Source organism: Sphingomonas sp. JC676, from assembly GCF_014489075.1.
GTDB lineage: Bacteria > Pseudomonadota > Alphaproteobacteria > Sphingomonadales > Sphingomonadaceae > Sphingomonas.
This window is the reverse complement of sequence record NZ_JACTGR010000001.1, coordinates 871625-896354: the sequence shown is the minus strand read 5'-3', so window position 1 is coordinate 896354 and position 24730 is coordinate 871625. Positions and strand designations below refer to the sequence as shown.

26 protein-coding genes are annotated in these 24730 nt (G+C 65.2%); 2 read left to right on the top strand and 24 right to left on the bottom strand.

The genetic code is table 11. The features are described from left to right. Nucleotides 1-3 precede the first annotated feature (3 nt). Together IAG41_RS04150 and IAG41_RS04145 are read right to left on the bottom strand one after the other, a co-directional pair. Nucleotides 4-894, bottom strand: a complete 891-nt coding sequence (locus IAG41_RS04150) for a hypothetical protein (RefSeq protein WP_187727287.1) — start codon at nucleotides 892-894, stop codon at nucleotides 4-6. Nucleotides 895-965: 71 nt separating this feature from the next. Next, nucleotides 966-1259 (bottom strand): Hpt domain-containing protein, encoded by a 294-nt coding sequence (locus IAG41_RS04145; protein WP_187727286.1) that lies wholly within the window; start codon nucleotides 1257-1259, stop codon nucleotides 966-968. Between the two features lie 83 nt (nucleotides 1260-1342). Here IAG41_RS04145 and IAG41_RS04140 point away from each other — a divergent pair, with 83 nt between their 5' ends. Together IAG41_RS04140 and IAG41_RS04135 are read left to right on the top strand one after the other, a co-directional pair. Then, nucleotides 1343-3634: a hypothetical protein gene (locus tag IAG41_RS04140; protein ID WP_187727285.1), complete on the top strand. Its 2292-nt coding sequence runs from the start codon at nucleotides 1343-1345 to the stop codon at nucleotides 3632-3634. Nucleotides 3635-3799: 165 nt separating this feature from the next. After that, on the top strand, nucleotides 3800-4255 hold the full coding sequence (locus IAG41_RS04135; protein ID WP_187727284.1) for a hypothetical protein: 456 nt from the start codon (nucleotides 3800-3802) through the stop codon (nucleotides 4253-4255). A 478-nt stretch (nucleotides 4256-4733) separates the two neighbouring features. Here IAG41_RS04135 and IAG41_RS04130 read toward each other — a convergent pair whose 3' ends face one another. From IAG41_RS04130 to ndhC, 22 genes are all read right to left on the bottom strand, one after another. Further along, nucleotides 4734-5006, bottom strand: coding sequence for a DUF1467 family protein (locus IAG41_RS04130; protein ID WP_187727283.1), 273 nt, complete (start codon nucleotides 5004-5006; stop codon nucleotides 4734-4736). A gap of 9 nt (nucleotides 5007-5015) precedes the next feature. Beyond that, nucleotides 5016-6653 (bottom strand): ribonuclease J, encoded by a 1638-nt coding sequence (locus IAG41_RS04125; RefSeq protein ID WP_187727282.1) that lies wholly within the window; start codon nucleotides 6651-6653, stop codon nucleotides 5016-5018. A gap of 119 nt (nucleotides 6654-6772) precedes the next feature. After that, nucleotides 6773-7576, bottom strand: a complete 804-nt coding sequence (locus IAG41_RS04120; protein ID WP_187727281.1) for a type III pantothenate kinase — start codon at nucleotides 7574-7576, stop codon at nucleotides 6773-6775. Nucleotides 7577-7591: 15 nt separating this feature from the next. Further along, on the bottom strand, nucleotides 7592-8245 hold the full coding sequence (locus IAG41_RS04115; RefSeq protein ID WP_410468059.1) for a biotin--[acetyl-CoA-carboxylase] ligase: 654 nt from the start codon (nucleotides 8243-8245) through the stop codon (nucleotides 7592-7594). A gap of 47 nt (nucleotides 8246-8292) precedes the next feature. After that, nucleotides 8293-9738: an NADH-quinone oxidoreductase subunit NuoN gene (nuoN, locus tag IAG41_RS04110; RefSeq protein ID WP_187727280.1), complete on the bottom strand. Its 1446-nt coding sequence runs from the start codon at nucleotides 9736-9738 to the stop codon at nucleotides 8293-8295. Next, nucleotides 9738-11315 (bottom strand): NADH-quinone oxidoreductase subunit M, encoded by a 1578-nt coding sequence (locus IAG41_RS04105; protein ID WP_187727279.1) that lies wholly within the window; start codon nucleotides 11313-11315, stop codon nucleotides 9738-9740. Before IAG41_RS04105 ends, nuoN begins: the two co-directional genes overlap by 1 nt. 7 nt (nucleotides 11316-11322) lie before the next feature. Next, nucleotides 11323-13380 carry an NADH-quinone oxidoreductase subunit L gene (gene nuoL / locus IAG41_RS04100; RefSeq protein ID WP_187727278.1) on the bottom strand — a complete coding sequence of 686 codons (2058 nt, stop codon included), beginning with the start codon at nucleotides 13378-13380 and terminating at the stop codon, nucleotides 11323-11325. Next, on the bottom strand, nucleotides 13380-13685 hold the full coding sequence (gene nuoK, locus IAG41_RS04095; RefSeq protein WP_187727277.1) for an NADH-quinone oxidoreductase subunit NuoK: 306 nt from the start codon (nucleotides 13683-13685) through the stop codon (nucleotides 13380-13382). The genes nuoL and nuoK overlap by 1 nt, the downstream gene beginning before the upstream one ends. Continuing rightward, complete coding sequence (locus tag IAG41_RS04090) at nucleotides 13682-14293, bottom strand: NADH-quinone oxidoreductase subunit J (protein ID WP_187727276.1); 612 nt, start codon at nucleotides 14291-14293, stop codon at nucleotides 13682-13684. The genes nuoK and IAG41_RS04090 overlap by 4 nt, the downstream gene beginning before the upstream one ends. 135 nt (nucleotides 14294-14428) lie before the next feature. Continuing rightward, nucleotides 14429-14914, bottom strand: coding sequence for an NADH-quinone oxidoreductase subunit NuoI (gene nuoI, locus IAG41_RS04085; RefSeq protein ID WP_187727275.1), 486 nt, complete (start codon nucleotides 14912-14914; stop codon nucleotides 14429-14431). After that, nucleotides 14911-15966, bottom strand: a complete 1056-nt coding sequence (nuoH, locus tag IAG41_RS04080) for an NADH-quinone oxidoreductase subunit NuoH (RefSeq protein WP_187727274.1) — start codon at nucleotides 15964-15966, stop codon at nucleotides 14911-14913. The genes nuoI and nuoH overlap by 4 nt, the downstream gene beginning before the upstream one ends. Further along, the gene (gene nuoG, locus IAG41_RS04075; RefSeq protein ID WP_187727273.1) at nucleotides 15963-17963 is read right to left on the bottom strand and encodes an NADH-quinone oxidoreductase subunit NuoG; all 2001 of its coding nucleotides are present in this window, start codon (nucleotides 17961-17963) and stop codon (nucleotides 15963-15965) included. Before nuoG ends, nuoH begins: the two co-directional genes overlap by 4 nt. After that, a complete protein-coding gene (locus tag IAG41_RS04070; RefSeq protein WP_187727272.1) occupies nucleotides 17963-18643 on the bottom strand; it encodes a hypothetical protein in 681 nt (226 codons plus the stop codon). The genes nuoG and IAG41_RS04070 overlap by 1 nt, the downstream gene beginning before the upstream one ends. Nucleotides 18644-18710: 67 nt before the next feature. Then, nucleotides 18711-19295 carry a hypothetical protein gene (locus IAG41_RS04065; protein WP_187727271.1) on the bottom strand — a complete coding sequence of 195 codons (585 nt, stop codon included), beginning with the start codon at nucleotides 19293-19295 and terminating at the stop codon, nucleotides 18711-18713. Continuing rightward, nucleotides 19292-20596, bottom strand: a complete 1305-nt coding sequence (nuoF, locus tag IAG41_RS04060) for an NADH-quinone oxidoreductase subunit NuoF (RefSeq protein WP_187727270.1) — start codon at nucleotides 20594-20596, stop codon at nucleotides 19292-19294. Before nuoF ends, IAG41_RS04065 begins: the two co-directional genes overlap by 4 nt. Next, entirely contained in the window at nucleotides 20596-20763 is a 168-nt protein-coding gene (locus tag IAG41_RS04055) for a hypothetical protein (RefSeq protein ID WP_187727269.1), read from the bottom strand. Before IAG41_RS04055 ends, nuoF begins: the two co-directional genes overlap by 1 nt. Beyond that, on the bottom strand, nucleotides 20760-21431 hold the full coding sequence (locus tag IAG41_RS04050) for a complex I 24 kDa subunit family protein (RefSeq protein WP_187727268.1): 672 nt from the start codon (nucleotides 21429-21431) through the stop codon (nucleotides 20760-20762). Before IAG41_RS04050 ends, IAG41_RS04055 begins: the two co-directional genes overlap by 4 nt. Next, entirely contained in the window at nucleotides 21424-21639 is a 216-nt protein-coding gene (locus tag IAG41_RS04045; RefSeq protein ID WP_187727267.1) for a hypothetical protein, read from the bottom strand. The genes IAG41_RS04050 and IAG41_RS04045 overlap by 8 nt, the downstream gene beginning before the upstream one ends. Beyond that, the gene (locus IAG41_RS04040) at nucleotides 21636-22871 is read right to left on the bottom strand and encodes an NADH-quinone oxidoreductase subunit D (protein WP_187727266.1); all 1236 of its coding nucleotides are present in this window, start codon (nucleotides 22869-22871) and stop codon (nucleotides 21636-21638) included. Before IAG41_RS04040 ends, IAG41_RS04045 begins: the two co-directional genes overlap by 4 nt. Next, a complete protein-coding gene (locus IAG41_RS04035; protein ID WP_187727265.1) occupies nucleotides 22864-23784 on the bottom strand; it encodes an NADH-quinone oxidoreductase subunit C in 921 nt (306 codons plus the stop codon). Before IAG41_RS04035 ends, IAG41_RS04040 begins: the two co-directional genes overlap by 8 nt. Beyond that, the gene (locus IAG41_RS04030) at nucleotides 23781-24320 is read right to left on the bottom strand and encodes a NuoB/complex I 20 kDa subunit family protein (RefSeq protein ID WP_187727264.1); all 540 of its coding nucleotides are present in this window, start codon (nucleotides 24318-24320) and stop codon (nucleotides 23781-23783) included. Before IAG41_RS04030 ends, IAG41_RS04035 begins: the two co-directional genes overlap by 4 nt. Beyond that, complete coding sequence (gene ndhC / locus IAG41_RS04025) at nucleotides 24311-24697, bottom strand: NADH-quinone oxidoreductase subunit A (RefSeq protein ID WP_187727263.1); 387 nt, start codon at nucleotides 24695-24697, stop codon at nucleotides 24311-24313. The genes IAG41_RS04030 and ndhC overlap by 10 nt, the downstream gene beginning before the upstream one ends. Between the last annotated feature and the right edge of the window lie 33 nt (nucleotides 24698-24730).

Here is a 24730-nt window from a genome sequence, read left to right as displayed (position 1 = left end):
CACTCAGTCCTTCGCGCCGCTGCGTTCCTTGGCATCCTTGACGATCCGGCTCGCGATCCGGCTCTTCGCGCTGATCCCGCGGGCCGTCGGCCGCGTGTCGTACAGGCCCTGCAGATAGGATCGGTCGACCGACGTCACCGAAAGCGGCGCGGTGGCGTCGGGATCGAACAATGTCAGGATCGTGTCGGTCTGGACGCCCTGCTGCGGCGGCCGGGCCCCGGCCAGCGCCCGCATCGCGGCATAATCGGCGATCTGGGTCAGCGTCTTGCCGAGCGTGGCGTCGTCATCGATCACCACCATCGAACCGATGATCGCGCGCTGGGTCGGCAATTCGATGATCGATGCGCTCTTCACGTTCAGCACATTGGCGAAGGCGCTGCCGCCCTCCGAATCCGAATGCCCCATCGCCTGGCCGTCTTCGTTGCGAAGCTCGGTAGTGTTCCAGACATGGACCGGCCCGTCCTCGAAAGCGCGCTTGAGATCGCCGTCGGCAACGCCCTCGAACAGATTGGGCGTCTTGGTGCGCATCGCCTTCACCAGCGAATCCGCGTCCTTGGCGATCATCAGCACCAGGTTCGCCCGGCATTTCTCCTTGGCGACCTTGACGCCCGCATCGGCGGCAACCGTCCGGATGCGCTGCGCGACGATCTGGTTATATTGCGGCGCGAAGCCGATCACGAGCGGGCAGACTGGCTCGCGGAACTGGGTGAGCTGCCCATCGATGCTCGAGCTGATCTGGCCGACATAGTGCTTCGCAACGGCGGGTGGCACCTCGCGCTGGCCGGTGACGACGATCCCTTCGTCCTGCGGCTTTGCCGGGGCCTCCTGTGCGCCGGCGTTCGCCGAGACCAGCAGCGCCACCACCAGGCCCGGACCAAACAAACGCGCACGCATCCACATCACTCCCCACCAGGTGAGTGATTCATATAACACACCGGCGGATTGTACAAGACGCGGGCAGCGGCTCAGAGCCGCTCGACGGCCCGTTCCAGGCGGCGGAGCACTGCGCTGTCTCCCGCGGTCGCATTGGCGGCCTCGGTGGCCAGCGCCATCAGCCGCACGGCGCCGAAGCTGGCGGCCAGTCCCTTCAGGCGCAGCGCTGCCGCAGTCCATTCCTGGGGGCCCTTCGACGCGCGCAGGCCATCCACGCCGCGCTTCACGCTCTCGAGGAAAGCCTCGCGCAGCTCGGCGATCAGCGCGGGCTCGTCGCCCACCGCCGCCGCCAGCGTCGCATCGATTGCACCAGGATCATACGCCATGCCGAAAGAGATACCCGACGGGCGTTAACCGTTCGTTTCACCACGAGTATTGGACGCGCTGACAAATGTGTTAAACATGCCGGATGATTGGGGGAAACTCGGCCGAAGCCGCGCCCGCGCCGAATGCGGCAGTCGAAGACGAACTGGTATTGGTCGATACGACCGAGCCGGTCGCTGTCATGGAGTTCGAAGACGACGAAGAAGAGGTGCCCACCCGCCGATTCGGCTGGCTGGCCCCCACCCTCGCCTTGCTCGTATCCGCTGCCTGGCTCGGCACGATGCTCTGGCTCGCTCTTCCCTCGATTCGCGCGGGCCTCGAGCCCGTAGCGCTGATCGAGCTTGTCGCCGCGCTCTGCATTCCGCCCGCGCTGATCGGCATCCTCTATCTGCTCTCGCTGCGCACCAGTGCCGCCGAGGCGCGTCGCTTCGGCATGACCGCGCGCATGATGCGGGCCGAAGCCGCCAGTCTTGAGCGCTCCGTCGCCATGCTTGCCCGCAAGATCGAAGAGAATCGCGTCGCGCTCGCCGAGCAGACCACGGTGATGATCGCGATGGGCGACCGCGCCGCCGAGCGGATCGGCCGCGTCGCGCAGGATGTCGGTGAACAGTCGCGCACGCTCGATGTGAGCACGCGCGCGCTCAACGACGCGACCTCGGAAGCCGAGCGGCGCGTCTCGATCGTGCTTTCCTCGCTGCCCAAGGCGCATGACGAGATGCGCGGCATGGCCGAGCGCGTCGATGCCGCCGGGCTACTCGCCAGCCAGCGCGCCGCCTCGCTCGACACCCAGCTTACTGCGCTCAGCGAACGCGGCCGCGAGGCCGATCAGATCGCCAGCGGCGCCGCCGAGCGCCTCGCCGCGCATATCTCGCGGATGGAAGCGACCAGCGAAACCGCCAGCTCGCGGCTCGAACAGGTCACCGGCGAGATGTCGACTGCGGTCGACAGCGTGCTCGATCGCGCCGCCGAGGCGGTGGACGAGGCCCGCAAGAGCATCGCCACGCAGGGCGAGGCGATCCTGGCGATGCTCGGCGCCAACCAGGCCGCGCTCGACCGCGCCGGCCGCGACAGCGCCGAGGCGCTGGGCGAGCGCATGGGCATGATCGAAGACGCGATCATGCGCGTCTCGATACGGCTCGAAGAGGAACAGGGCCGCGGCGACGCGTTGTTCGCCGGCCTTTCAGGCGGCGTCGACCGGCTCGACCGCGAGCTGCAGGTGCTCCACGCCTCCGGCATGGACCGCACCCAGGCGCTCTCCTCCTCGATCAGCGTGCTCCATCAGTCGATGGACGCGATGACCGAGGCGATGCGCACCGGTGAGAGTACCGCCCGCACCGTGATCGGCACGTCGGAAGACCTGCTCACCGCGCTCGACGCCTCCGCGCGCGAGATCGACGAGACGCTGCCCGAGGCGCTCGCCCGCCTCGACGCGCGCATCGCCGCCAGCCGCCAGGTCGTCGCGGGCGCCAAGCCCGAGCTGCTCGCGCTCGTCACCGCCGCCGAAAGCACGCACGAAGCGATCGAAGCGATCGCCGACGTGGTTTCGAAGCAACGCGACACGCTCGCCAAGACCCAGGCCTCGCTACTCGAGACGCTGGCGACCGGCGGCGACCAGGCCGAATCGCTCGGCCGCATCGTCGACGAGACGATCGCCACTACCCAGCGCTTCGCCGAATCGGCCGCGCCGCAGCTGGTCGAGGCGCTGGTCCGCGTCCGCGAGACGTCGGCCGCCGCCGCCGATCACGCCCGCGAGACGCTTTCGATGATCGCCCCCACCGCGGCGCGCGCGATCGAGGAAGCGAGCGGCACCGCGCTCAAGCGCGCGATCGATAGCTCGGTGCGCCGGGAAATCGCCCAACTGACTGAGACCACCGAAGCCGCGGTCAACGCCGCGACCCAGGCCTCCGAGCGACTGTCGCACCAGATGCACCTGATCGCCGAGACCACTGCCAAGGTGGAGGCCAGGATCGACGAAGCGCGCGACGAACGCGAGAAGGGCGACAGCGAATCCTTCGCCCGCCGCGTCTCGCTGTTGATCGAGGCGATGAATTCGTCGTCGATCGACATCACCAAGGCCTTCTCGACCGAAGTCAGCGACAGCGCCTGGACGGCGTATCTGAAGGGCGATCGCGGCGTCTTCACCCGCCGCGCGGTGCGGCTCCTCGATCCCGGCGAAACCCGCGAGATCGCGCGGCTCTATGACAATGACGATGATTTCCGCGAGAATGTGAACCGCTACATCCACGATTTCGAGGCGATGCTCCGCCAGATCCTGGTGCTGCGCGACGGTTCGCCGCTGGGCGTGACCCTGCTCTCATCGGACATGGGCAAGCTCTACGTGGCGCTGGCCCAGGCGATCGAGCGGCTGCGGACCTGATCCTTCCGGAGGCTGTTGTAGGCGGAAGGTCCGCTAGTGGTGGAAAGTGGTCCGGCAGTTTTTGGGGAACTGATCAAGAGCGCTTGGTGCGCCAGGCATCGACCTCGACTTGGCAAGGCAGCGACGGTAATCCCTGGGATCGCACATGTATTTCAGGAACGGCACATGATCGTACTGATGGCACTAGCGCTAAGCGCAGCATCGGCAAAGCCTGGCCCTGACGCCAGAACAAAGGCGGAGTGCGCCCTTGCGCAAGCTGTACTGGCTGATTTGGCGCCTTCCGGGGATTCGGCAGGCAATGAAATCCTAGTGGATCCGGGGGCTGAAGAGAACGGCCCATCGATCTTTACGTTGTGCCCGGACCTACTGAAATCGCTTCCCGTTCATGTGCGGACCGCATCAAGAGCTGAAATTGCCCGTAAGGCAGATTTGACTTCGATAAATCCCGTGACGATTTTCGGCTTGGATGTGCCAAAAATTTCACCGGATGGGCGAACCGCTCGGGTGTCTTACTTCTTTACCTGCAATGGTCTCTGCGGCGCGGGTTTCCAAGTGCGCTACGAACGAAAGCGTGGCATCTGGAAGCGAGTGAGTCAGCCAAAGCGGATGTGGGTTTCGTAAGCGCCACGGCGGGCAATTATGGTGAGGCGCGGAACGACCGGAACTGGATTGTTAGCTGCCATAGCCTCATTGTCACCCCGGCCTTGTGCCGGGGTCCACTGCGCAACTTGGCGAGAGGTTCAAGGCTCTAGCGGCTCGCTCACGGATGGGTGGACTCCGGTACAAGGCCGGGGTGACTGAAAGATAGAAAGGGCGTCAGACAGGCGCCGCAATTCGCAAACAGCCACAGCTTGCAATGTAGGATTTGGCCCGCAATCCTCGGCGGGCTCTTTCTCATCGCGAATATTATCCAGCTACGATGCGGCCTCGCGCGCGCGTGCGCTCGCGCGCGAGGAACCCGTGACTCTTGTGACTTTAGGGTAACCAGCTACCGCTCGACCCGCAAAATTCGGGAAGGAAGGTTTTTCGACATAGCAGGTGTCAACCGTGTCAACTTCCTTGGGCCGCAAGTGGCCGCAGATCCGGCAGATGCGCGGTCTTATCGCGGGCTCGGATGCACCCAGTCGAGCATGTCGGGCGTCACCCAGCCATAATTATAGTTCAGCGCGAAGATCGCGAAAAGCGTCGTGGCGACGATCGTCGTGCGGATCGCGATGCGCTTCATGCTGAAATTGGCTGGCGCGCTCGGCGACTGCCCCGGCACCAGAGGCACGCCCGCCTCCTCGCTGGTGCGCACCCCGAAGGGCAGCACCAGGAAGACCGAGAAGGCCCAGAACAGGACATAGATCGCGAGCGCCGACTTCCACTGCATGGCGCGGCTTTAGGCCTCGATCAGCAGCACGTCGACCACCGGCTTCTTGCCGGTGTAGCGCGTCGCGACGCGGCGCACCGCGAGGCGCAGGCTCTCGCGCAATTTCTCGCGGTCGCGGCTGTCCTTCTTGACCGCTTCGGCGGCGGCATCGGCGGCTTCGTCGAGGAAATCGTCACGATCCTCCTCCACCGGCACGCCCTCGACGCGCACGACGGGGCGCCCGATCAAATTGCCCTTGGAACTGATCGCCACCGCGACCGATATCTGGCCATAAAGTCCCAGCTTGCGCCGCTCGTTCATGGTCGCGCCGTCGGCCGGGAGGATCACGTCGCCATCGAGCACCAGCCGGCCCACGGTCGCCAGGCCGACCTTTTGCGGGCCATCGGGCGCCAGCCGGACGATGTCGCCATTCACCTGGTTAACTGCCTTGGGCACGCCCTGCGACAGCCCGAACCGCGCCTGCTCGTACATGTGACGAACCTCGCCATGGACGGGCACGAGGATCTCGGGCCGGATCCACTTGTACATCTCGGCGAGCTCGGGGCGGCCGGGATGGCCGGAGACGTGGATGAAGGCCTGGCGATCGGTAATAAGCTCGACGCCCAGCCCGGCCAGCGTGTTCATGATCTTGCCGATCGCGATCTCGTTGCCCGGGATCTGGCGCGACGAGAAGACGACGGTATCGCCCGGATGGACCTTCAGCACATGGCTGCCCTCGGCGATGCGGTTGAGCGCGGCACGCGGCTCGCCCTGCCCGCCGGTCGCGACGATCAGCACGCGCGAGGGCGGCAGCGTCATCGCGGTCTCGAAATCGATCGTCTCGGGGAAATCGCGCAGATAGCCGGTCGCCTTGGCGACGCGGATGATCCGGTCGAGCGAGCGGCCGGCGACGCAGAGCTCGCGCCCGGTATCCTGCGCCACTTCGCCCAGCGTCTGGAGCCGGGCAGCGTTGGAGGCGAAGGTCGTGACGAGCACGCGGCCCTTCGCCGCCCCGATCACCTCGTCCAGCCCCTTGCGGACCTCGGCCTCGGACCCCGAAGCCTCGGGATTGAACACATTGGTCGAATCGCAGACCAGAGCGAGGATGCCCTGGTCGCCGATAGCGGTCAGCTCCGCCGCGGTCGATGCGCCGCCCAGCGAAGGGGCCTCGTCGAGCTTCCAGTCGCCCGTGTGGAAGATCTTGCCATAGGGCGTCTCGATCAGCACCGCATTGCCCTCGGGGATCGAATGCGCCAGCGGCTTGTAGGTGATCGTGAATGGCCCGATGTCGAACGGCCCTTCCTCGTCGACCACGTTGAGCTCGATGCGCTCCTCGATGCCCTCTTCCTCGAGCTTGCCGCGGATCAGCCCGGCGGTGAACGGGGTGGCATAGAGCGGCACGTTCAGTTCGCCCGCCAGATAGGGCAAAGCGCCGATATGATCCTCATGGCCATGGGTCAGCACGATGCCGAGCAGGTCGTCTAGCCGCTCCTCGATGAACTGGAGGTCGGGCAGGATCACGTCGATGCCGGGATAGTTCGCATCGCCGAAGGTGATGCCGCAATCGACCATCAGCCACTTGCCCTTGGTGCCATAGAGATTGACGTTCATGCCGATCTCGCCCGAGCCGCCAAGCGCCAGGAAGAGGAGTTCGTTGCCAGGTTTCACAGAGTTCCTATCGAATCATGGAGAGCGCCGTCAGCGGACAGGCCGGACGGCAACAGGTAAGAAAGAAAATTGCGGCCCCGCAACAATGTGGCCATTTCTGCGCCAAAGCGGGTGCCGCGTCACGAATTGATATGGGTACGCCCCCACAGCATCGCCAGCCCCTGGATGGTCAGATCGTCCTCGATCACATCGAAGGCATCGGTCTGCTTCTCGAACAAAGTGGCGAGGCCGCCGGTCGCGATCACCTTGAGCGGGCGGCCAACCTCGGTCTTCAGCCGCGCGACCAGCCCCTCGATCATCGCGATATAGCCCCAATAGATGCCGATATGCATCTGGTCGATCGTGTTGAGGCCGATCACGCTGTTGCTCCGCGGCGCCTCGATCGCGATCCGGGGGAGTTTGGCGGCGGCGGTGACGAGCGCGTCGAGCGACAGGTTGATGCCCGGCGCGATGATCCCGCCCTTATAGGCGCCCTGATAATCGACCACGTCGAAGGTCGTCGCCGTCCCGAAATCGATGATGATCAGGTCGCCGGGATGCCGGGCATGCCCCGCGATCACGTTGAGCGCGCGGTCGGCGCCGAGATTGCCCGGCTCCTCGACATGGAGCTGGAAGCCCCATTCGGCCGCGCCCTGCCCTGCGATCACCGCCTCGGTGCCGAAATATTTGCTGCTGAGCACCTGGAGGTTGTGGAGTGCGCGCGGCACCACCGTGCCGACGATCACCGCAGTCACGTCCTGGCGCCCATAGCCCTCGAGGCTCAGCAGCTGGCTGAGCCAGACGGCATATTCGTCCGCCGTGCGGCGGGGATCGGTGGCGATCCGCCAGCGCGCGTGGATCTGGGCAGCCTGTCCCGGACTTGATCCAGGATCGACCAAAGCGAAGACGACATTGGTGTTGCCGACATCGACCGCGAGCAGCATCGGGCTTCTCCTATTCTAAAGCAGAAACACGTCACCCGCGTGAATGACACGCCGGGTGCCGTCGGCCAAGCGCAGGATGAGCGCGCCTTCGCTCGTCAGGCCATCGAACAGCCCGTCGACCGCACTGCCGTCCGCCAGGCGCGCGGTGAGCGCCGTCCCAGCCGGATGTGCATGGACAAGCCAGCGCTCGCGTACCGAGGCCAACCCCTCGCCCCGCCACCGCGCCACCCAGCGCTCGAAGCTCTCGGCCAGCGTCTCGGCGAATATCGCCGGATCGGGTGCCGGGCCATAGACGCGCATGCTCGTTGCCGCGCGGTCCAGCCCCTCCGGGCAATGCGCCAGGTTCACCCCCAGCCCGATCACGACCGCATCCTCGGTGCGCTCGAGCAATATGCCCGAAAGCTTGGCGCCCTCGACCAGCAGGTCGTTCGGCCATTTGAGCATCGCGGAAACGCCGAAGGTCCGCACCGCCTCTTCCAGCGCCACCGCCGCGACCAGCGCCAGCGTTGCCGCGGGCGGATCGCTCGGCCGCAGCCGGATCAGCGTCGAGACATAGAGATTGCCGGCGGGCGAATCCCAAGCCCGCCCCTGCCTGCCCTTGCCCGCGCTCTGCCGCTCGGCGCGCAGCCACACCCCCTCGGGCGTGCCGCTGCGCGCAAGCTCGGCCATGTCGGCATTGGTCGATCCCGTCTCGGCGACGGTCCGGATGACAGCGGTCAGAACAGCGCCTGCGCCGCGTGGGTCGTCCAGAGCTCGAGCGGACGCAGCACCAGCCAGCCGACCGGCGAGATCAGCAGGGCCGCCACGACGATCAGTCCGCCCTCGATCAGGTCGGTCTTGCCCGTAAAGGCAGGCGCCGGTTCGTCGAAGTACATCGTCTTGACGATCTTGAGATAATAAAAGGCGCCGATCGCCGATGCCGTCGCGCCCACCACAGCGAAAGCGAACAGCCCGGCATGCACCGCCGCCACGAACACCTGCAGCTTGGCGAAGAAACCGAGCAGCGGCGGGATGCCGGCAAGGCTGAACATGAAGATCGCCAGTGCCAGCGCCAGGCCTGGCCGCGTGCGCGACATGCCCGACAGGCTGGAGATCGTCTCGATCGGCTCGCCGTCCGGCCCGCGCATCTGCAGCACGACCAGGAAGCTGCCCAGCGTCATGACGATATAGACCGCCATGTAATACATCACGCTCGCCACGCCGCTCTCGCCCCCGGCCGCGAGGCCGATCAGCGCGAAGCCGACATTGTTGATCGAGGAGTAAGCGAGCAGCCGCTTGATGTTGTTCTGCCCGATCGCCGCGACCGCGCCGAAGATGATCGAGGCGAGCGCCGCGAAGATCACGATCTGGCGCCAGTCATGGATCGCCGGGCCCATCGCATCGACCGCAACGCGCACCGCGAGCGCAACCGCCGCGACCTTGGGCGCCGAGGCGAAGAACGCCGTCACCGGGGTCGGCGCGCCTTCGTAGACGTCGGGCGTCCACATGTGGAACGGCACCGCGCTCATCTTGAAGGCGAGGCCCGCGAACACGAACACCAGGCCGAACAGCAGCCCCATCGAGCGCGGCTCCGCATAGGCCTGGGCAATGCCGCCGAAATCGGTGGTGCCGCTGAAGCCGTATACCAGGCTGATGCCGTAGAGCAGGATGCCCGATGCCAGGGCGCCCAGTACGAAATATTTCAGACCCGCCTCGGCGGAGCGCGTATCGCGCCGCATGAAGCTGGCGAGCACATAGGCCGCAAGGCTCTGCAGCTCGAGACCCACATAGAGGCTCAGCAGGTCGCCCGCCGAGACCATCATGCCCATGCCGCAGACGGCGAGCAGGATCAGCACCGGATATTCGGGGCGCAGATCGTCGCCCGAGGTCCGCTCGAAGAATTTGGGCGCGATCAGGATCGCCACCGCGGCGGCGCCGAAGATCAGCGCCTTGGCGAACGCCGCGAACATGTCGGCCTTGTACAGCCCGCCAAACGCGTCACCGCCGGTCGACGACGGCCCAAGCAGCGCGATCCCCGCGCCCGCCAGCACCGCGATCGAAACCCAGCTCACCAGCTTGGCCGATTGCTGACCGCCCCATGCGGCGACCAACATCAGCACGATGGCGCCCAGGCCCAGCACTACCTCCGGCAGCGTCATCAGCAATTGCATCGAATAGTTCATCAGTGCGCCCCCCCGTGCGCAACGGCTTCGGCGGGCTCATGGCATGCAGCTTCGCCATGATGGCAAAGTTTACCGGGCGTCGGCAGCGAGTCACCGGCGGGCGCGGCACGGTGCACACGATCGACCAGCCGCACGACATCGGCACGCATCGGCTTCACGAAGCTCTCGGGATAGACGCCCATCCACAGCACCACCGCCGCGATCGGCGCCAGCAGCCAAAGCTCGCGGCCCTCGAGGTCCGGCATCGCCTTGACGTCGTCCTTGGTCAGATCCCCGAACGCCACGCGGCGATAGAGATAGAGCATATAGGCGGCGCCCAGGATGATGCCGGTCGTGCCGAGCAGCGCGAAGAGCGTCGAGACCTTGTAGGTGCCGGTCAGCGACAGGAACTCGCCGACAAAGCCACTGGTCCCGGGCAGCCCGATCGAGGCCATGGTGAAGAACAGGAACAGCGCGGCATAGCGCGGCATGTTGATCGCCAGCCCGCCATACCGGTCGATTTCGCGGGTGTGCAGCCGGTCATAGATCACGCCGACGCAAAGGAAGAGCGCGCCGGAGACCAGGCCGTGGCTCAGCATCACCAGCATCGCGCCTTCGATGCCCTGCTGGTTGAAGGTGAACAGGCCGAAGGTCACGATCGCCATGTGCGCGACCGAGGAATAGGCGATCAGCTTCTTCATGTCGCTCTGCACCAGCGCCACCAGCGAGGTGTAGATCACCGCGATCGCCGACAGGCCGAACACCAGCCAGATCAACTGCGCCGAGGCTTCGGGGAACATCGGCAGCGAGAAGCGGAGAAAGCCGTATCCGCCGAGCTTCAGCAGCACGCCCGCCAGGATCACCGAACCGGCGGTCGGCGCCTGCACGTGCGCATCGGGAAGCCAGGTATGGACCGGCCACATCGGCATCTTGACGGCGAACGAGCAAAAGAAGGCCAGCCACAAATAGGTCTGGATATGCGCCGGGAAGTCATACGCCATCAGCGCCGGGATGCTCGACGTGCCCGCGGTCAGCGCCATGTAGAGCATGGCGATCAGCATCACGAGGCTGCCGAGCAGCGTGTAGAGGAAGAATTTGTACGACGCGTAGATGCGGTTGGCGCCGCCCCAGATGCCGATGATCAGGAACATCGGGATCAGGCCACCTTCGAAGAAGATGTAGAACAGGAACAGGTCCTGTGCCGCGAAGGTACCGACCATCAGCAGTTCGGTGGCGAGGAACGCCGCCATATATTCGGGCACGCGCGTCTGGATCGCCTTCCAGCTGGCGCCGATGCAGATCGGCATCAGGAAGACCGAGAGCATGATCAGCATCAGCGCAAAGCCGTCGATGCCCAGCGCCCAGGATAGCGTCACGCCGCCGGGCTTGCCGAAGATCAGGACGTTCTCGACGAACTGCCATTGCGGCGCGCCGGCGCCGGTCTGGAAACTGCCCCACAGCCAGACGCCGAGCGCGAAGTCCACCAGGGTCGCGGCGAGCGCGATCCAGCGGGCGTTTTGCGCGCTCGAGAATAGGCACAGCACCGCGGCGGCCGCAGGCACGGCGAGCATGACGGAAAGGATCGGGAAGCCGGTCATCGCGCCATTACCTCGTGATGACCCAGGTGAGCGCGGCGGTGAGCCCGATCAGCATGACGAAGGCATAGGTATAGAGATATCCCGATTGAAGCCTGACCGCGCCCGCGCTGCCGATCTGGACAAGCCGCGCCGCGCCATTGGGGCCGAAGCGATCGATGGTCTTCTCGTCGCCGCGCTTCCAGAAGAACCGGCCGATGGCGAACGCCGGACGGACGAACAGGAAGTTGTACAGCTCGTCGAAATACCATTTGTTGAGCAGGAAGACGTAGACCGGACGGAATGCGTCGGCGAACTTGGCCGGGAATTCCGGATAGCGGATATAGGCCAGCCAGCCGATCAGCAGCCCGCTGAGCATCGCCACCGTCGCCGACAGCTTCACCCACAGCGGCACGAGATGCATGTTGTGCATCAGATGCTCGTTGAAGGCGACGCTGCCCTTCCAGAACTTCTCGCCCGCTTCCGGCTCGATGAAGAAGCCGTGGAAGAAGAAGCCCGCGAAGATCGCACCGACCGACAGCAGCAGCAGCGGCACCAGCATCGACCAGGGGCTTTCATGCGGATGATAGCCACCGGTTCCCGTCGCGGGCCCATGGTCGTGCGCGCTATGGCCGGCATCTCCCGCCGCGTGATCGTCGTGATGGTCATGCGCGTCGTGGAGTGCATGCTGGATATTTTCCGAAGCGGCCCAGCGCGGCTTGCCGTAGAAAGTCAGGAACACGACGCGCCAGGAATAGAAGCTCGTCAGCAGCGCTACGAACACACCGATCCAGAAGGCGCTCGGCACGCCCGCGGCCCAGCTTGCCTCGATGATGGCGTCCTTCGAATGGAAGCCCGCGAAACCGAACGCCAGCGGATTGCCGAACACGGCCGGCAGTCCCACGCCGGTGATTGCGAGCGTGCCCGCCAGCATCGTCCAGAAGGTGATCGGGATGTGCTTACGCAGGCCGCCATAATAACGCATGTCCTGCTCGTGGTGCATCGCGTGGATCACCGAGCCCGCGCCAAGGAACAGCAACGCCTTGAAGAAGGCGTGCGTGAACAAATGGAACATCGCCGCGCCATAGGCGCCGACGCCCGCCGCGAAGAACATGTAACCGAGCTGCGAGCAGGTCGAATAGGCGATCACGCGCTTGATATCGGTCTGCACCGTGCCGACGGTCGCGGCGAACAGGCAGGTCGCGGCCCCAACAAAGGTGACCACGCCCATCGCCACCGGGCTCATGTTGAACATCGGCGACATGCGGCAGACCATGAACACGCCCGCGGTGACCATCGTCGCCGCATGGATCAGCGCGGAGACCGGAGTCGGGCCTTCCATCGCGTCCGGCAACCAGGTGTGGAGCCCGAGCTGCGCCGACTTGCCCATCGCGCCGACGAACAGCAGCAGGCAGAGCACCGTCATCGTGTCGAAGCGGTGGCCGAGAAAGCCGATCGTCGATCCGGCCATGTGCGGCGCGGCCGCCAGGATCTCGGGGATCGAGATCGTGCCGAACACCAGGAAGGTGCCGAACATGCCGAGCATGAAGCCGAAGTCGCCGACGCGGTTCACCACGAACGCCTTGATCGCGGCGGCATTGGCGCTGGGCTTCTTGAACCAGAAGCCGATCAGCAGATAGGACGCCAGGCCCACGCCTTCCCAGCCGAAGAACATCTGGACCAGGTTGTCGGCCGTCACGAGCATCAGCATCGCGAAGGTGAAGAGCGAGAGATAGGCGAAGAAGCGCGGCTGGTCCGCGTCGTCGTCCATATAGCCCCAGCTATAGAGGTGGACGAGCGCCGAGACGCTGGTGACCACCACCAGCATCACCGCGGTCAGCGCATCGACGCGCAGCGCCCATTCGACGTGCATGTCACCGCTGGTGAACCAGGTGAACACCGGCGCCACGCTCGGCTCCGCCGTTCCCGCCATGTAGGACAGGAAGATCGGCCAGGAGAGCGCGCACGCCGCGAACAGCGACAAAGTCGTCACCGCCTTGGGCATCAGGCTGCCAAACGCCTTGTTCGAGAAGCCCGCTACCACCGCCGCTAACAGCGGCAGAAATACGATGAAATGAATCGCCGACATCAGCCCTTCATCCGATTGACGTCGTCGACCGAGATTGTGCCCCGGCTACGGAAGTAGATTACGAGAATGGCGAGCCCGATCGCGGCCTCGCCGGCGGCGACGGTCAGCACGAACATCGCGAAGACCTGGCCCACCAGATCGCCGAGGAAGTTCGAGAACGCCACCAGGTTGAGGTTCACCGCGAGCAGGATCAGCTCGATCGCCATCAGGATGATGATCAGGTTCTTGCGGTTCATGAAGATGCCCAGCACCCCCAGCGTGAACAGGATCGCAGAGACGACGAGATAATGGGTTATGGAGATCACAGCTCCACCCCCTGCCCAACCGGCGGATTCATGTTGCGGGTCGCATCCTTCGAGCGGCGATTGATCTGGCGCGAGACGTTCTGCGGGCGCAGGTCGCTGCGCTTGCGATAGGTGAGCACGATCGCGCCGATCATCGCCACCAGCAGCACCAGCCCCGCGCCTTCGAACACGAACAAATAGCGCGTGTAGAGCAGGTGCCCGACCGCCTCGATATTGGGCACCGCCGCGTCGATCGGCGCCGCGCGGCGGGCAAGCTGCAGCCCGCCGGCGCTCCACGCCTTCACCGCGACGATGATCTCGGCGATCAAGGCGATCGCCAGCAACACACCCACCGCGGCATAGTGCATGATGCCCGCGCGCAGCTCGGCGAAATCGATGTTGAGCATCATCACGACGAACAGGAAGAGCACCGCGACCGCGCCGACATAGACGATCACCAGCAGCATCGCGATGAACTCGGCGCCGGCGAGCACCATCAGCCCCGCGGCGTTGAAGAACGCCAGGATGAGCCAGAGCACCGAATGCACCGGATTGCGCGACAGGATCGTCATCGCCCCGGAGGCGATCACGACGACGGCGAACAGATAAAAGGCGAGAAGCTGGATCATCGCACAGCCTCCGTCATCCCGGCGAAAGCCGGGATCCAGAGCCGCGAACCGTGTCCTGTGTGACCCTGGGCCCCGGCTTTCGCCGGGGTGACGGTCAGAGCGTGAATCATCATGCGTCCCACTGTTGGCGCGCGCTTAACGGTACGGTGCATCGGCGGCAAGGTTCGCGGCGATCGCGCGCTCCCAGCGATCGCCATTGGCGAGCAGCTTGTCCTTGTCGTAGATCAGCTCCTCGCGGCTCTCGGTCGAGAATTCGAAGTTCGGCCCCTCGACGATCGCGTCCACCGGGCACGCCTCCTGGCACAGCCCGCAATAGATGCACTTGGTCATGTCGATGTCGTAGCGCGTGGTGCGGCGGCTGCCGTCCTCGCGCGGCTCGGCCTCGATCGTGATCGCCAGCGCCGGGCACACCGCCTCGCACAGCTTGCACGCGATGCAGCGCTCCTCGCCATTGGGATAGCGGCGCAGCGCATGCTCGCCGCGGAAGCGGGGCGAGATCGGGTTCTTCTCGTACGGATAGTTGATCGTCGCCTTGGCCTTGAAGAAATACCGCAAGGTCAGCCAGTGCGCCTTGAGGAACTCCCACAAGGTGTAGGATCGGATGATCTGGGCGACGGTCATGCGGACAATCCCACCCGGGTAAACATCAGGAACCCGGAAACGAGGAACACGAAGAACAGCGAAAGCGGCAGGAATATCTTCCAGCCCAGGCGCATCAGCTGGTCGTAGCGATAGCGCGGGACGGTCGCCTTCACCCAGCTGAACACGAAGAAGAAGAACAGGATCTTGGCGAACAGCCAGAGGATGCCCGGCACCAGATAGAGCGGCGCCCAGTCGAACGGCGGCAGATAGCCGCCCCAGAAGAGCGTCGCGTTGAGCGTGCACATCAGCAGCACGTTCGCATATTCGCCCAGCCAGTAGAGCGCGAACGCCATCGACGAATATTCGGTCTGGTAGCCCGCGACGAGCTCGCTCTCGGCCTCGGCCAGGTCGAACGGCGCGCGCTGCGTCTCGGCGAGCGACGAGATGAAGAACACCACCGCCATCGGGAAGAGCAGCACGTTGAAGCCGAAGCCGTTGATCGGGAGGAACGGATAGATCGCCTTCTGCGCCTCGACGATGCCGCCCAGGTTGAAGGTGCCGGCCCACAGCACCACCGCGATCAGCACGAAGCCGATCGAGACTTCGTAGCTCACCATCTGCGCCGCGGCGCGGATCGCCGAATAGAACGGGTATTTCGAGTTGGAAGACCAGCCGGCCAGGATGATGCCGTAGACGCCGAGCGACGATGCCGCGAGCACGTAGAGCAGGCCGACATTGATGTTGGACAGCGCCACACCCGCCTGGAACGGAATCACCGCCCACACGATCTGCGCGACCGTGAAGGTGATGATCGGCGCGATCAGGAACAGGGTCTTGTTCGCGCTCGACGGGATGATCGTCTCCTGCAGGAAGACCTTCAGGCCGTCCGCAAAGCTCTGCAGCAACCCGAGCGGGCCGACCACGTTGGGGCCGCGGCGCAGCGCCATCGCCGCCCAGATCTTGCGATCGGCATAGATGATCATCGCCACCGCCAGCATCAGCGGCAGCGCGATCACGAGGATATCGATGATCGTGGCGATGAACCACGCCCAGCCGAACGGCAGGCCGAGATAGGTGAACCAGGAGGTCATTCCGCTGCCTCCGCGAAATCTTCGCCATGGACCAGTTCGGCCGAGCAGCGCTGCATCGTCGGCGACGCGCGGCAGATGGCGTTGGTGAGGTAGAAATCGGCGATCGGATGGCCGACCGGGCCCGATGCGGACGCGGCAAGCGCCGGCGGCGCCCACTCGTAGCGGACTAGGCCTTCCTCGCCCAAAGCCGGCACTTCATTGGCCATCGCCGCGCGCAGCTCGTCGAAATTGTCGAACGGCAGCGTGTGGCCGAGCTTCTCCGACAGCGCGCGCAGGATCGTCCAGTCCTCGCGCGCGTCGCCGGGGGCGAACACCGCGCGGTCGGCGCGCTGCACCCGGCCCTCGAGGTTCACATAGGTGCCCGGCTTCTCGGCATAGGTCGCGCCAGGCAGGACGACGTCGGCATGGTGTGCCCCCTTGTCGCCATGATGGCCGATATAGACCTTGAAGCTCTTGTCGAACTTCGAGAAATCCACTTCGTCGGCGCCGAGGAAGAAAGCCAGCTTCGGCGCCGCGGCAACCACATCGGCGATGCCGCCCTTCTGCGCGTAGCCGAGCATCAGCCCGCCCATCCGCGCCGCGGCGGTGTGGACGACGTTGAAACCGTTCCAGCCCTGCTTGACCGCATTCAGTGACTTGGCGAGCGCCAGCGCCGGGCCATGCCCGTCCTTGAGCGCGCCGGGCCCGACGATCACGACCGGGCGCTCGGCCTTGGCGAACGCCTCGGCCGCCGCGTCCGGCAGCTTGCCCAGCAGCGCCAGGTCATTGCCCAGCCATTCGAGCTTGTAGGTCAGGTCGACCTCGGGGCCGATGCCGAAGACCTTGGCGCCCTTCTTGATCGCCTTGCGCACGCGCGTATTCACCAGCGGTGCTTCCCAGCGCAGGTTCGAACCCAACAGAAGGATCGCGTCGGCATTCTCGATTTCGGCGATCGTGGTGTTGAACGCCACCGCGCCCAGGTTGGTCACGTCATAGGCCATGCCGGTCTGGCGGCCTTCGAGCAGGTTCGAGCCGAGCGACTTCACCAGCGCCTTGGCGGCGTACATCGTCTCGCAATCGAGCAGGTCGCCGGCGATCGCCGCGACGCTCGAGCCGGCCTTGACCGCGGCGATCGCGTCGAACGCCTCGTCCCAGCTCGCCTCGACCAATTTGCCGCCCTTGCGGATGAACGGGCGATCGAGCCGCCGGCGCACCAGGCCGTCGACATGGTAGCGCGTCTTGTCGTGCGCCCATTCCTCGTTGACGTCTTCGTTGATCCGCGGAAGCACGCGCATCACCTGGCGGCCGCGCGCATCGAGGCGGATATTGGTGCCGACCGCATCCATCACGTCGATCGACAGGTTCCGCTTGAGCTCCCAGGGGCGGTATTCGAATGCCACCGGCTTGTGGGTGAGCGCGCCGACCGGGCAGAGATCGACGACATTGCCCGAAAGCTCGCTCTTGAAAGCCTTTTCGAGATAGGTCGTGATCTGCATGTCCTCGCCGCGATAGATCGCGCCGATATCCTCCACACCGGCCACTTCCTCGCCGAAACGGACGCAGCGGGTGCACTGGATGCAGCGGGTCATGACCGTCTTGACGATCGGCCCCATATATTTCTCGGTCACAGCCCGCTTGTTCTCGGTGTAGCGGCTGTGCCCGCGACCATAAGCCAGGCTCTGGTCCTGCAGGTCGCATTCGCCACCCTGGTCGCAGATCGGGCAGTCGAGCGGGTGGTTGATCAGCAGGAATTCCATCACGCCTTCGCGCGCGGCCTTCACCATCTGGCTGTCGGTGCGGATTTCCTGGTTGTCGGCGGCGGGCAGCGCGCAGCTCGCCTGCGGCTTGGGCGGCCCCGGCTTCACCTCGACCAGGCACATGCGGCAATTGCCGGCGATCGACAGGCGTTCGTGATAACAGAAGCGCGGAATCTCCTTCCCCGCGGCCTCGCAGGCCTGGAGTACCGTGGCGCCCGCGGGCACCTCCACTTCGATTCCGTCTACTTTGAGTTTGGGCATTACTTGACTCTCGAAGGTTCAGAGGCAGCCGCGCGCTTGTAAAGCGCTTCGGCCAGCACCCCTTGCAGCACTGCTCGACTGAATCTTACTTGGTTTGTTGGCGCCACGCAGCCGCCAAGCGACGGACCAAGGCGCGTAATCGCACTACGCTCCGCCTGTGTCGCAGCAGTGGCCAGGACAAGCGCCTGCGCGTCGGCCGGGTCGGCGCGGACGACGCAATCGCCGAATCTCTGAAGCAAATTCATCGGTGTCGTTGCGGCTGCCTCTGCGGCAGCATCCTTGCCCTGCATCCCAATCGTGGCCGGCGCCTGCGATACCTGACCGAAATCACGGATGTAGAGCGCCCGATACACTGCGCCGCGGAAGAGCGACCGCGACATCGTCAACTCGCCGCTCCCGAGGCATTCGTCGATTGCGATCTTCGCCAGAGCGCTATCGATAGCCTGGTCCGTAGGCTGCGATAGCGCGCGCTTGACCGCAACACTCTTCACCTTGACGACGCAAACGCCATAGCGATTCATGGTATCGCGGGCCTGATCCGCTGCCGACACGTCGCGAGTGGAAGCCTCCGCGGCGTGGTCAACGATGATGTGGCCGGTTTGCTGCGCCTGTGCGGCAGGAGCGCCCAGGACGAGGCACGCACCGACAAGCAGCGCATTGAACGAAGTCGACATCGTCATTCCGTCGCCTCCTGCATCCCAATGCGCATTGCCGGACCGGCAACGCCTATCAAGGCTGTCCCTCGCATCATTGCGCTGGAGTCTCGCCGCGCAGCTTGAACAACCCCTCGGCGACCAGCGCGTGAAGCTGGTCGCGATTGAAGCCGAGCTTCGCGCCCTGCGGCGTGCAACGGCCGACCGCAGGGACGACGCGCGCCAGCGCGGCCTTCTCCTCCGCCGTACCCGCAGCGGCGCGGATCAGCATGTCGGCCGCCGCCGGATCGCGCGACGCGGCGCAGCGGGTGACGTCGTACATCGCCTGTGTCGCATCGCCGCTGCCCTGGAAAGGCGCGGGCTCGCCGGTCAGCGCGGCCGGCGGCGTGGCATAGGTATCGAGATAGAGCCGCTCGGCGATCGCGCCGCGCACCTCAGGCTCGCCGGGACGCTTGATCACGCTGCCGCATGCGCCCTTCTTGTCGGCGAGCCGCTTGGCCGCATTCTTCGATTCGGCGCTGCCCGGCGCCAGCGTGAGCAGCGCCCGCGCACCGGCGGCATCGGCGCCGACCGTGCAGCGCGCGAACTGATCGATCGGCTTCTCCGCATCCTGCGCCGCGGCGGGCAGCGCAGCGATCAAGGCACTGAAGGAAATCGCGGCGAGTGCCAAACGCATCATTCCGCTGCCTCCATCATCGGTGCTTCGCCGTTACCGCCGCGCTCGTTGATGCGGCGCTCAAGTTCGGGGCGGAAATGCCGGATCAGGCCCTGGATCGGCCATGCCGCCGCGTCGCCGAGCGCGCAGATGGTGTGGCCTTCGACCTGCTTGGTGACCTGCTGCAGCGTGTCGATCTCGCTGATATCGGCGTCGCCAGTGCGCAGCCGCTCCATCACGCGCCACATCCAGCCGGTGCCCTCGCGGCACGGCGTGCACTGGCCGCAGCTCTCATGCTTGTAGAAATAGCTGATCCGCGAGATCGCGCGGACGATGTCGGTGGACTTGTCCATCACGATCACCGCCGCGGTGCCCAGGCCCGAGCCCAGCGCGCGCAGCCCGTCGAAATCCATTGGGCAATCCATGATTTGCGCCGCCGGCACCAGCGGCACCGAGGAGCCGCCCGGGATCACCGCGAGCAGATTGTCCCAGCCGCCGCGAATGCCGCCGCAATGCTTCTCGATCAGCTCGCGGAACGGGATGCTCATCGCTTCCTCGACCACGCAAGGCTTTTCGACATGGCCCGAGATCTGGAAGAGCTTGGTGCCGCGGTTGTTCTCGGCGCCGAACGACGAGAACCACTCCGGCCCGCGCCGCAGGATCGTCGGCGCGACAGCGATCGACTCGACATTGTTCACCGTGGTCGGGCAGCCATAGAGGCCCGCACCCGCCGGGAACGGCGGCTTGAGGCGCGGCTGGCCCTTCTTGCCCTCCAGGCTCTCGAGCATCGCGGTCTCTTCGCCGCAGATATAGGCGCCGGCGCCGCGATGGACGAAGACGTCGAAGTCATAGCCCGAACCACAGGCATTCTTGCCGATCAGCCCGGCCGAATAGGCCTCGGCCACGGCGGCGAACAGCGTCTCGGCCTCGCGGATATATTCGCCGCGGATATAGATATACGCCGCTCGCGCGCGCATCGCGAAGCCCGCGACCAGCGCTCCTTCGAGCAGCACATGCGGATCGTGGCGGATGATCTCGCGGTCCTTGCACGAGCCCGGCTCGGATTCGTCGGCGTTGATCACCAGGAAGTTGGGGCGATCGGCGCGCGGTTCCTTGGGCATGAAGCTCCACTTCATGCCGGTCGGGAAGCCCGCCCCGCCGCGGCCGCGCAGGCCCGAAGCCTTCATCTTGTCGATGATGACGTCCGCGCCCAGCTCGAGCAGCGCCTTGGTATTGTCCCAGGTGCCGCGCTTGCGCGCAGCATCGAGGTTCCACGGCTGGTAGCCGTAGAGATTGGTGAAGATGCGGTCCTTGTCGGCGAGCATTAGCGGCCCTTCCCCACCATCTTCTGCAAAAGCATATAGGCCGCCACTGCGAGCCCGACCACGATCACGACACCGATCAGCTTGAACGCGACCTTCAGCAGGAAGCCCAGCACGACGATGCCGCCGATGATCGCCAGGATCACGAAGAGGATATTGTCGTTCTTCACGCCCATTCTCCCCGATAGTCGTGGTTTTCCGTGACCATCGCGGTCAGCGTGGTCGGACCGCCGCTCGGCTCCACGGTGTGGCGGCCGGGCTCCTGCGTGCCCGTCTTGGGGCTCTCGCCCCGGGCCAACGCATCGAGGATCGCGATCGTGCGATCGTAGTCCAGATCCTCGTAATTGTCGTCGTTGATCTGGACCATCGGCGCCGAGGAGCAATTGCCCATGCACTCAACCTCGGTGAGCGTGAACAGCCCGTCCTCGGTGGTGTGGCCCTTCTTCATGCCGCGGCTCTTGCATGCCGCCATCACGTCGTCCGAACCGCGCAGCATGCACGGCGTGGTGCCACAGACCTGCACGTGGAAGCGGCCCGTCGGCACCATGTTGAACATGGTGTAGAAGGTCACGACCTCGAACACGCGGATATAGGGCAGCGAAAGCTCGCGCGCGACAAACTCGATCACCGGCACGGGCAGCCAGCCCTGGGTATTGGTCTCCGCACCGACCTGGCGCTGGGCGAGATCGAGGAACGGCAAGGTGCACGACATCTGCCGGCCCGCCGGATAGCGGCTCAGGATTTCCTTCGCCTTCTCGGCATTCTCCGCGGTCCAGGCAAAATTGCCCCAGCGCGCGCGGGTCTCGGCTTCATCGGGGAGTTGGGGTGCGTTAGCCATTTCGAAGTCCAGCGTGTTCTTTGAATCGGCGCAGCCACAGCTGCCTGCCGAACAGAGCAAGGTTTAAGACGCCCAGCACGCCAAGAACGACGGGCATCCATGAGGGCATGTTCACCCCCCTCAACAGCAGCAGCAACGCTGCGCCGATCAGGACGAAGCCAACGACCCCCAACGTCATCGCGGCGCTGTTCCGTGCGTCTTGGCTCACCGGTCGCACTCCCCGAACACAATATCCATCGCGCCCAGAATGGCGGTGATGTCGGCAAGCATGTGGCCCTTGGCCATGAAATCCATCGCCTGGAGGTGGCTGAACGCGGTCGGGCGGACCTTGCAGCGGTACGGCTTGTTGGTGCCGTCGCTCACCAGATACACGCCGAACTCGCCCTTGGGGCTCTCGGTCGCGACGTAAACCTCGCCCGCGGGGACGTGATAGCCTTCGGTGAACAGCTTGAAGTGATGGATCAAAGCTTCCATCGAGTGCTTCATCTCGCCGCGGCTGGGCGGCGCGACCTTGCGGTCGAGCGTCAGCACCGGGCCTTCGGGCATTTCGTTCAGGCACTGCTTCATGATCCGCGCCGACTGGCGGACCTCCTCCACCCGCACCATGAACCGGTCGTAGCAGTCGCCGCGCGTACCCACCGGGATGTCGAACTCCATCCGGTCATACACGTCATAGGGCTGCGAGCGGCGGATATCCCAGGGGATGCCCGCGGCGCGGATCATCGGGCCGGAAAAGCCCCATTTGATCGCGTCGTCACGGCTCACCACGGCGATGTCGACGTTGCGCTGCTTGAAGATGCGGTTCTCGGCGACCAGGCTGATCGCGTCCTCGAACAGCCGCGGCAGCCGCGTATCGAGCCATTCCGCGATATCGGTCAGCAGCTTGAGCGGCACGTCCTGGCGCACCCCGCCGACGCGGAACCAGTTGGAGTGCATGCGTGCGCCCGACGCCCGCTCGAAGAAGTTGAGGCAATCCTCGCGCAGCTCGAACATCCACAGGTTCGGCGTCATCGCGCCGACGTCCATCACGTGCGAACCAAGGTTCAGCAGATGGTTCGAGATGCGGGTCAGCTCGGCGAAGAACACGCGCATATATTGCCCACGCAGCGGCACTTCGAGGTCGAGCAGCTTCTCCACCGCGAGTACGAAGCTGTGCTCCATACCGAGCGGCGAGCAATAGTCGAACCGGTCGAAATAGGGCAGCGCCTGGGTATAGGTCTTGTACTCGATCAGTTTCTCGGTGCCGCGGTGGAGCAGGCCCACATGCGGATCGATACGCTCGATGATCTCGCCATCCAGCTCGGTGACGAGGCGCAGCACGCCGTGCGCCGCCGGGTGCTGCGGGCCGAAATTGATCGTGTAGTTGGCGATTGCGATGTCGCCCGGCTCCGGCTTGCCGCCGTCCGTGCGGCCCTCAATCTCGTCGAGATACTCAGCCATCCGGGTTTGCCTTCTTCGCGCGCGATGCTCGCGGCTTCTTCACGACATCGGGATCGGCGGGCTTCGGACCCGCATCGGGACCGGGCTTGCCCGCGCCGCTCTCGGCCGTACTGTCGGTGGTCTTGGGCTTGCTGACGCGCGGCTTGGTCGTCTTGGCCGCCGGCGCATCGGCCTTGACGATTTCGTCGGCGGTCAGCGGCGTCGGCGCGCCCTTCGCCTCGGGCTGCGCAGCAACGGGGCCCGGCGTAGGCGCCGGAGCGGGAGCAGGTGCCGGCGCGGGAGGCGGAGGCGGCGGCGCGGCCGCCTTCTCGTCGCCCGGCAGCACATATTTCGCGCCTTCCCAGGGGCTCATGAAGTCGAACGTGCGGAAATCCTGCGCGAGCCGCACCGGCTCGTACACGACGCGCTTGGCCTCTTCCGAATAGCGCAGCTCGACATAGCCGGTCTGCGGAAAGTCCTTGCGCAGCGGATGCCCGACGAAACCATAGTCGGTCAGGATGCGGCGCAGGTCGACATTGCCGTCGAACAGCACGCCGTACATGTCGTACACTTCGCGCTCGAGCCAGCCAGCGACCGGCCAGATGCCCGTCACCGAGGGGACCGGCTTTTCCTCGTCGGTCATCACGCGGACGCGGATCCGGTGGTTCCGGGTGAACGACAGCAGCTGATAGACCACGTCGAAACGCTCGGCCCGATCGGGATAATCGGCACCGGCAATCTCGCTGAGCTGCTGATATTCGAGGCCCGGCGTGTCGCGCAGCGCCAGCATCGCCTCGACCAGGCGCTCGCGCGCCACGGTTAGCGAAACTTCGCCCACGGCGTCCTTGCTCTCCACGAGGCTGTCGCCGAGCACGGCCTCGGCCAGCTCGATCACGCCGTCATTGGCGGCATAGCGGGGTGCAGGCGCCCTCACCGCTCGATCGTCCCCGAACGGCGGATCTTCCGCTGGAGCTGCATCACGCCATAGAGCAGAGCCTCGGCGGTCGGCGGGCAGCCGGGAACGTAGATGTCCACCGGCACGATCCGGTCGCAGCCGCGCACGACGCTGTAGCTATAGTGATAATAGCCGCCGCCGTTCGCGCACGAACCCATCGAGATCACATATTTGGGCTCGGACATCTGGTCGTACACGCGGCGCAGCGCAGGGGCCATCTTGTTGCACAAAGTACCGGCGACGATCATCACGTCCGACTGGCGCGGAGACGCGCGCGGCGCGGCGCCGAAGCGCTCCATGTCGTAGCGTGGCATGTTGACGTGAATCATTTCGACCGCGCAGCACGCCAGGCCGAAGGTCATCCACCACAGCGAGCCGGTGCGCGCCCATTGGAACAGCTCCTCGGTCGAGGTGACCAGGAAGCCCTTGTCGCCGATCTCGGCATTGATGTCGTTGAGGAAACCGACATTCGGCAGCGTGCCCGGGGGTGGCGGCACGGAAAGCTCTACTCCCATTCCAGCGCTCCCTTCTTCCAAGCATAGACAAGGCCGAGCGCCAGCTCGACGATGAAGATCATCATAGAGAACCAAGCGGTCCATCCGGCGGCGACACCCATCTTGAAGACGGTGACGGCCCAGGGAAAGAGGAACGCTGCCTCGAGATCGAAGATGATGAACAGGATCGCGACCAGATAGAATCGGACGTCGAACTGGCTGCGCGAATCTTCGAACGCGGGGAAGCCGCATTCATATTCGGTGAGCTTTTCCGGAGTCGGCTGGTGCGAGCCGGTGAGGCGCGACACGGCCATGGGCAGGAACACGAAGGCGCTCGAAAGCACCAGGGCTACGCCGAGGAACAAAAGGATCGGCAGATATTGCGATAGATCGACCAAGATGCCTTCTCGCAGATGCGGAATTTGAGGGGC

Coding starts and splice junctions, on each gene's coding strand:
- IAG41_RS04065 (WP_187727271.1), bottom strand. CDS start 19,295: ATGATGCGTTTGGCACTCGCCGCGATTTCCTTCAGTGCCTTGATCGCT.
- IAG41_RS04105 (WP_187727279.1), bottom strand. CDS start 11,315: ATGACCGGCTTCCCGATCCTTTCCGTCATGCTCGCCGTGCCTGCGGCC.
- IAG41_RS04145 (WP_187727286.1), bottom strand. CDS start 1,259: ATGGCGTATGATCCTGGTGCAATCGATGCGACGCTGGCGGCGGCGGTG.
- IAG41_RS04140 (WP_187727285.1), top strand. CDS start 1,343: ATGATTGGGGGAAACTCGGCCGAAGCCGCGCCCGCGCCGAATGCGGCA.
- IAG41_RS04090 (WP_187727276.1), bottom strand. CDS start 14,293: ATGATCCAGCTTCTCGCCTTTTATCTGTTCGCCGTCGTCGTGATCGCC.
- IAG41_RS04120 (WP_187727281.1), bottom strand. CDS start 7,576: ATGCTGCTCGCGGTCGATGTCGGCAACACCAATGTCGTCTTCGCTTTG.
- IAG41_RS04050 (WP_187727268.1), bottom strand. CDS start 21,431: ATGGCTAACGCACCCCAACTCCCCGATGAAGCCGAGACCCGCGCGCGC.
- nuoF (WP_187727270.1), bottom strand. CDS start 20,596: ATGCTCGCCGACAAGGACCGCATCTTCACCAATCTCTACGGCTACCAG.
- IAG41_RS04135 (WP_187727284.1), top strand. CDS start 3,800: ATGATCGTACTGATGGCACTAGCGCTAAGCGCAGCATCGGCAAAGCCT.
- nuoN (WP_187727280.1), bottom strand. CDS start 9,738: ATGAACTATTCGATGCAATTGCTGATGACGCTGCCGGAGGTAGTGCTG.
- IAG41_RS04030 (WP_187727264.1), bottom strand. CDS start 24,320: ATGGGAGTAGAGCTTTCCGTGCCGCCACCCCCGGGCACGCTGCCGAAT.
- nuoL (WP_187727278.1), bottom strand. CDS start 13,380: ATGTCGGCGATTCATTTCATCGTATTTCTGCCGCTGTTAGCGGCGGTG.
- IAG41_RS04070 (WP_187727272.1), bottom strand. CDS start 18,643: ATGACGATGTCGACTTCGTTCAATGCGCTGCTTGTCGGTGCGTGCCTC.
- IAG41_RS04130 (WP_187727283.1), bottom strand. CDS start 5,006: ATGCAGTGGAAGTCGGCGCTCGCGATCTATGTCCTGTTCTGGGCCTTC.
- nuoG (WP_187727273.1), bottom strand. CDS start 17,963: ATGCCCAAACTCAAAGTAGACGGAATCGAAGTGGAGGTGCCCGCGGGC.
- IAG41_RS04150 (WP_187727287.1), bottom strand. CDS start 894: ATGCGTGCGCGTTTGTTTGGTCCGGGCCTGGTGGTGGCGCTGCTGGTC.
- nuoI (WP_187727275.1), bottom strand. CDS start 14,914: ATGACCGTCGCCCAGATCATCCGATCCTACACCTTGTGGGAGTTCCTC.
- nuoH (WP_187727274.1), bottom strand. CDS start 15,966: ATGACCTCCTGGTTCACCTATCTCGGCCTGCCGTTCGGCTGGGCGTGG.
- IAG41_RS04115 (WP_410468059.1), bottom strand. CDS start 8,245: ATGGCCGAGCTTGCGCGCAGCGGCACGCCCGAGGGGGTGTGGCTGCGC.
- IAG41_RS04040 (WP_187727266.1), bottom strand. CDS start 22,871: ATGGCTGAGTATCTCGACGAGATTGAGGGCCGCACGGACGGCGGCAAG.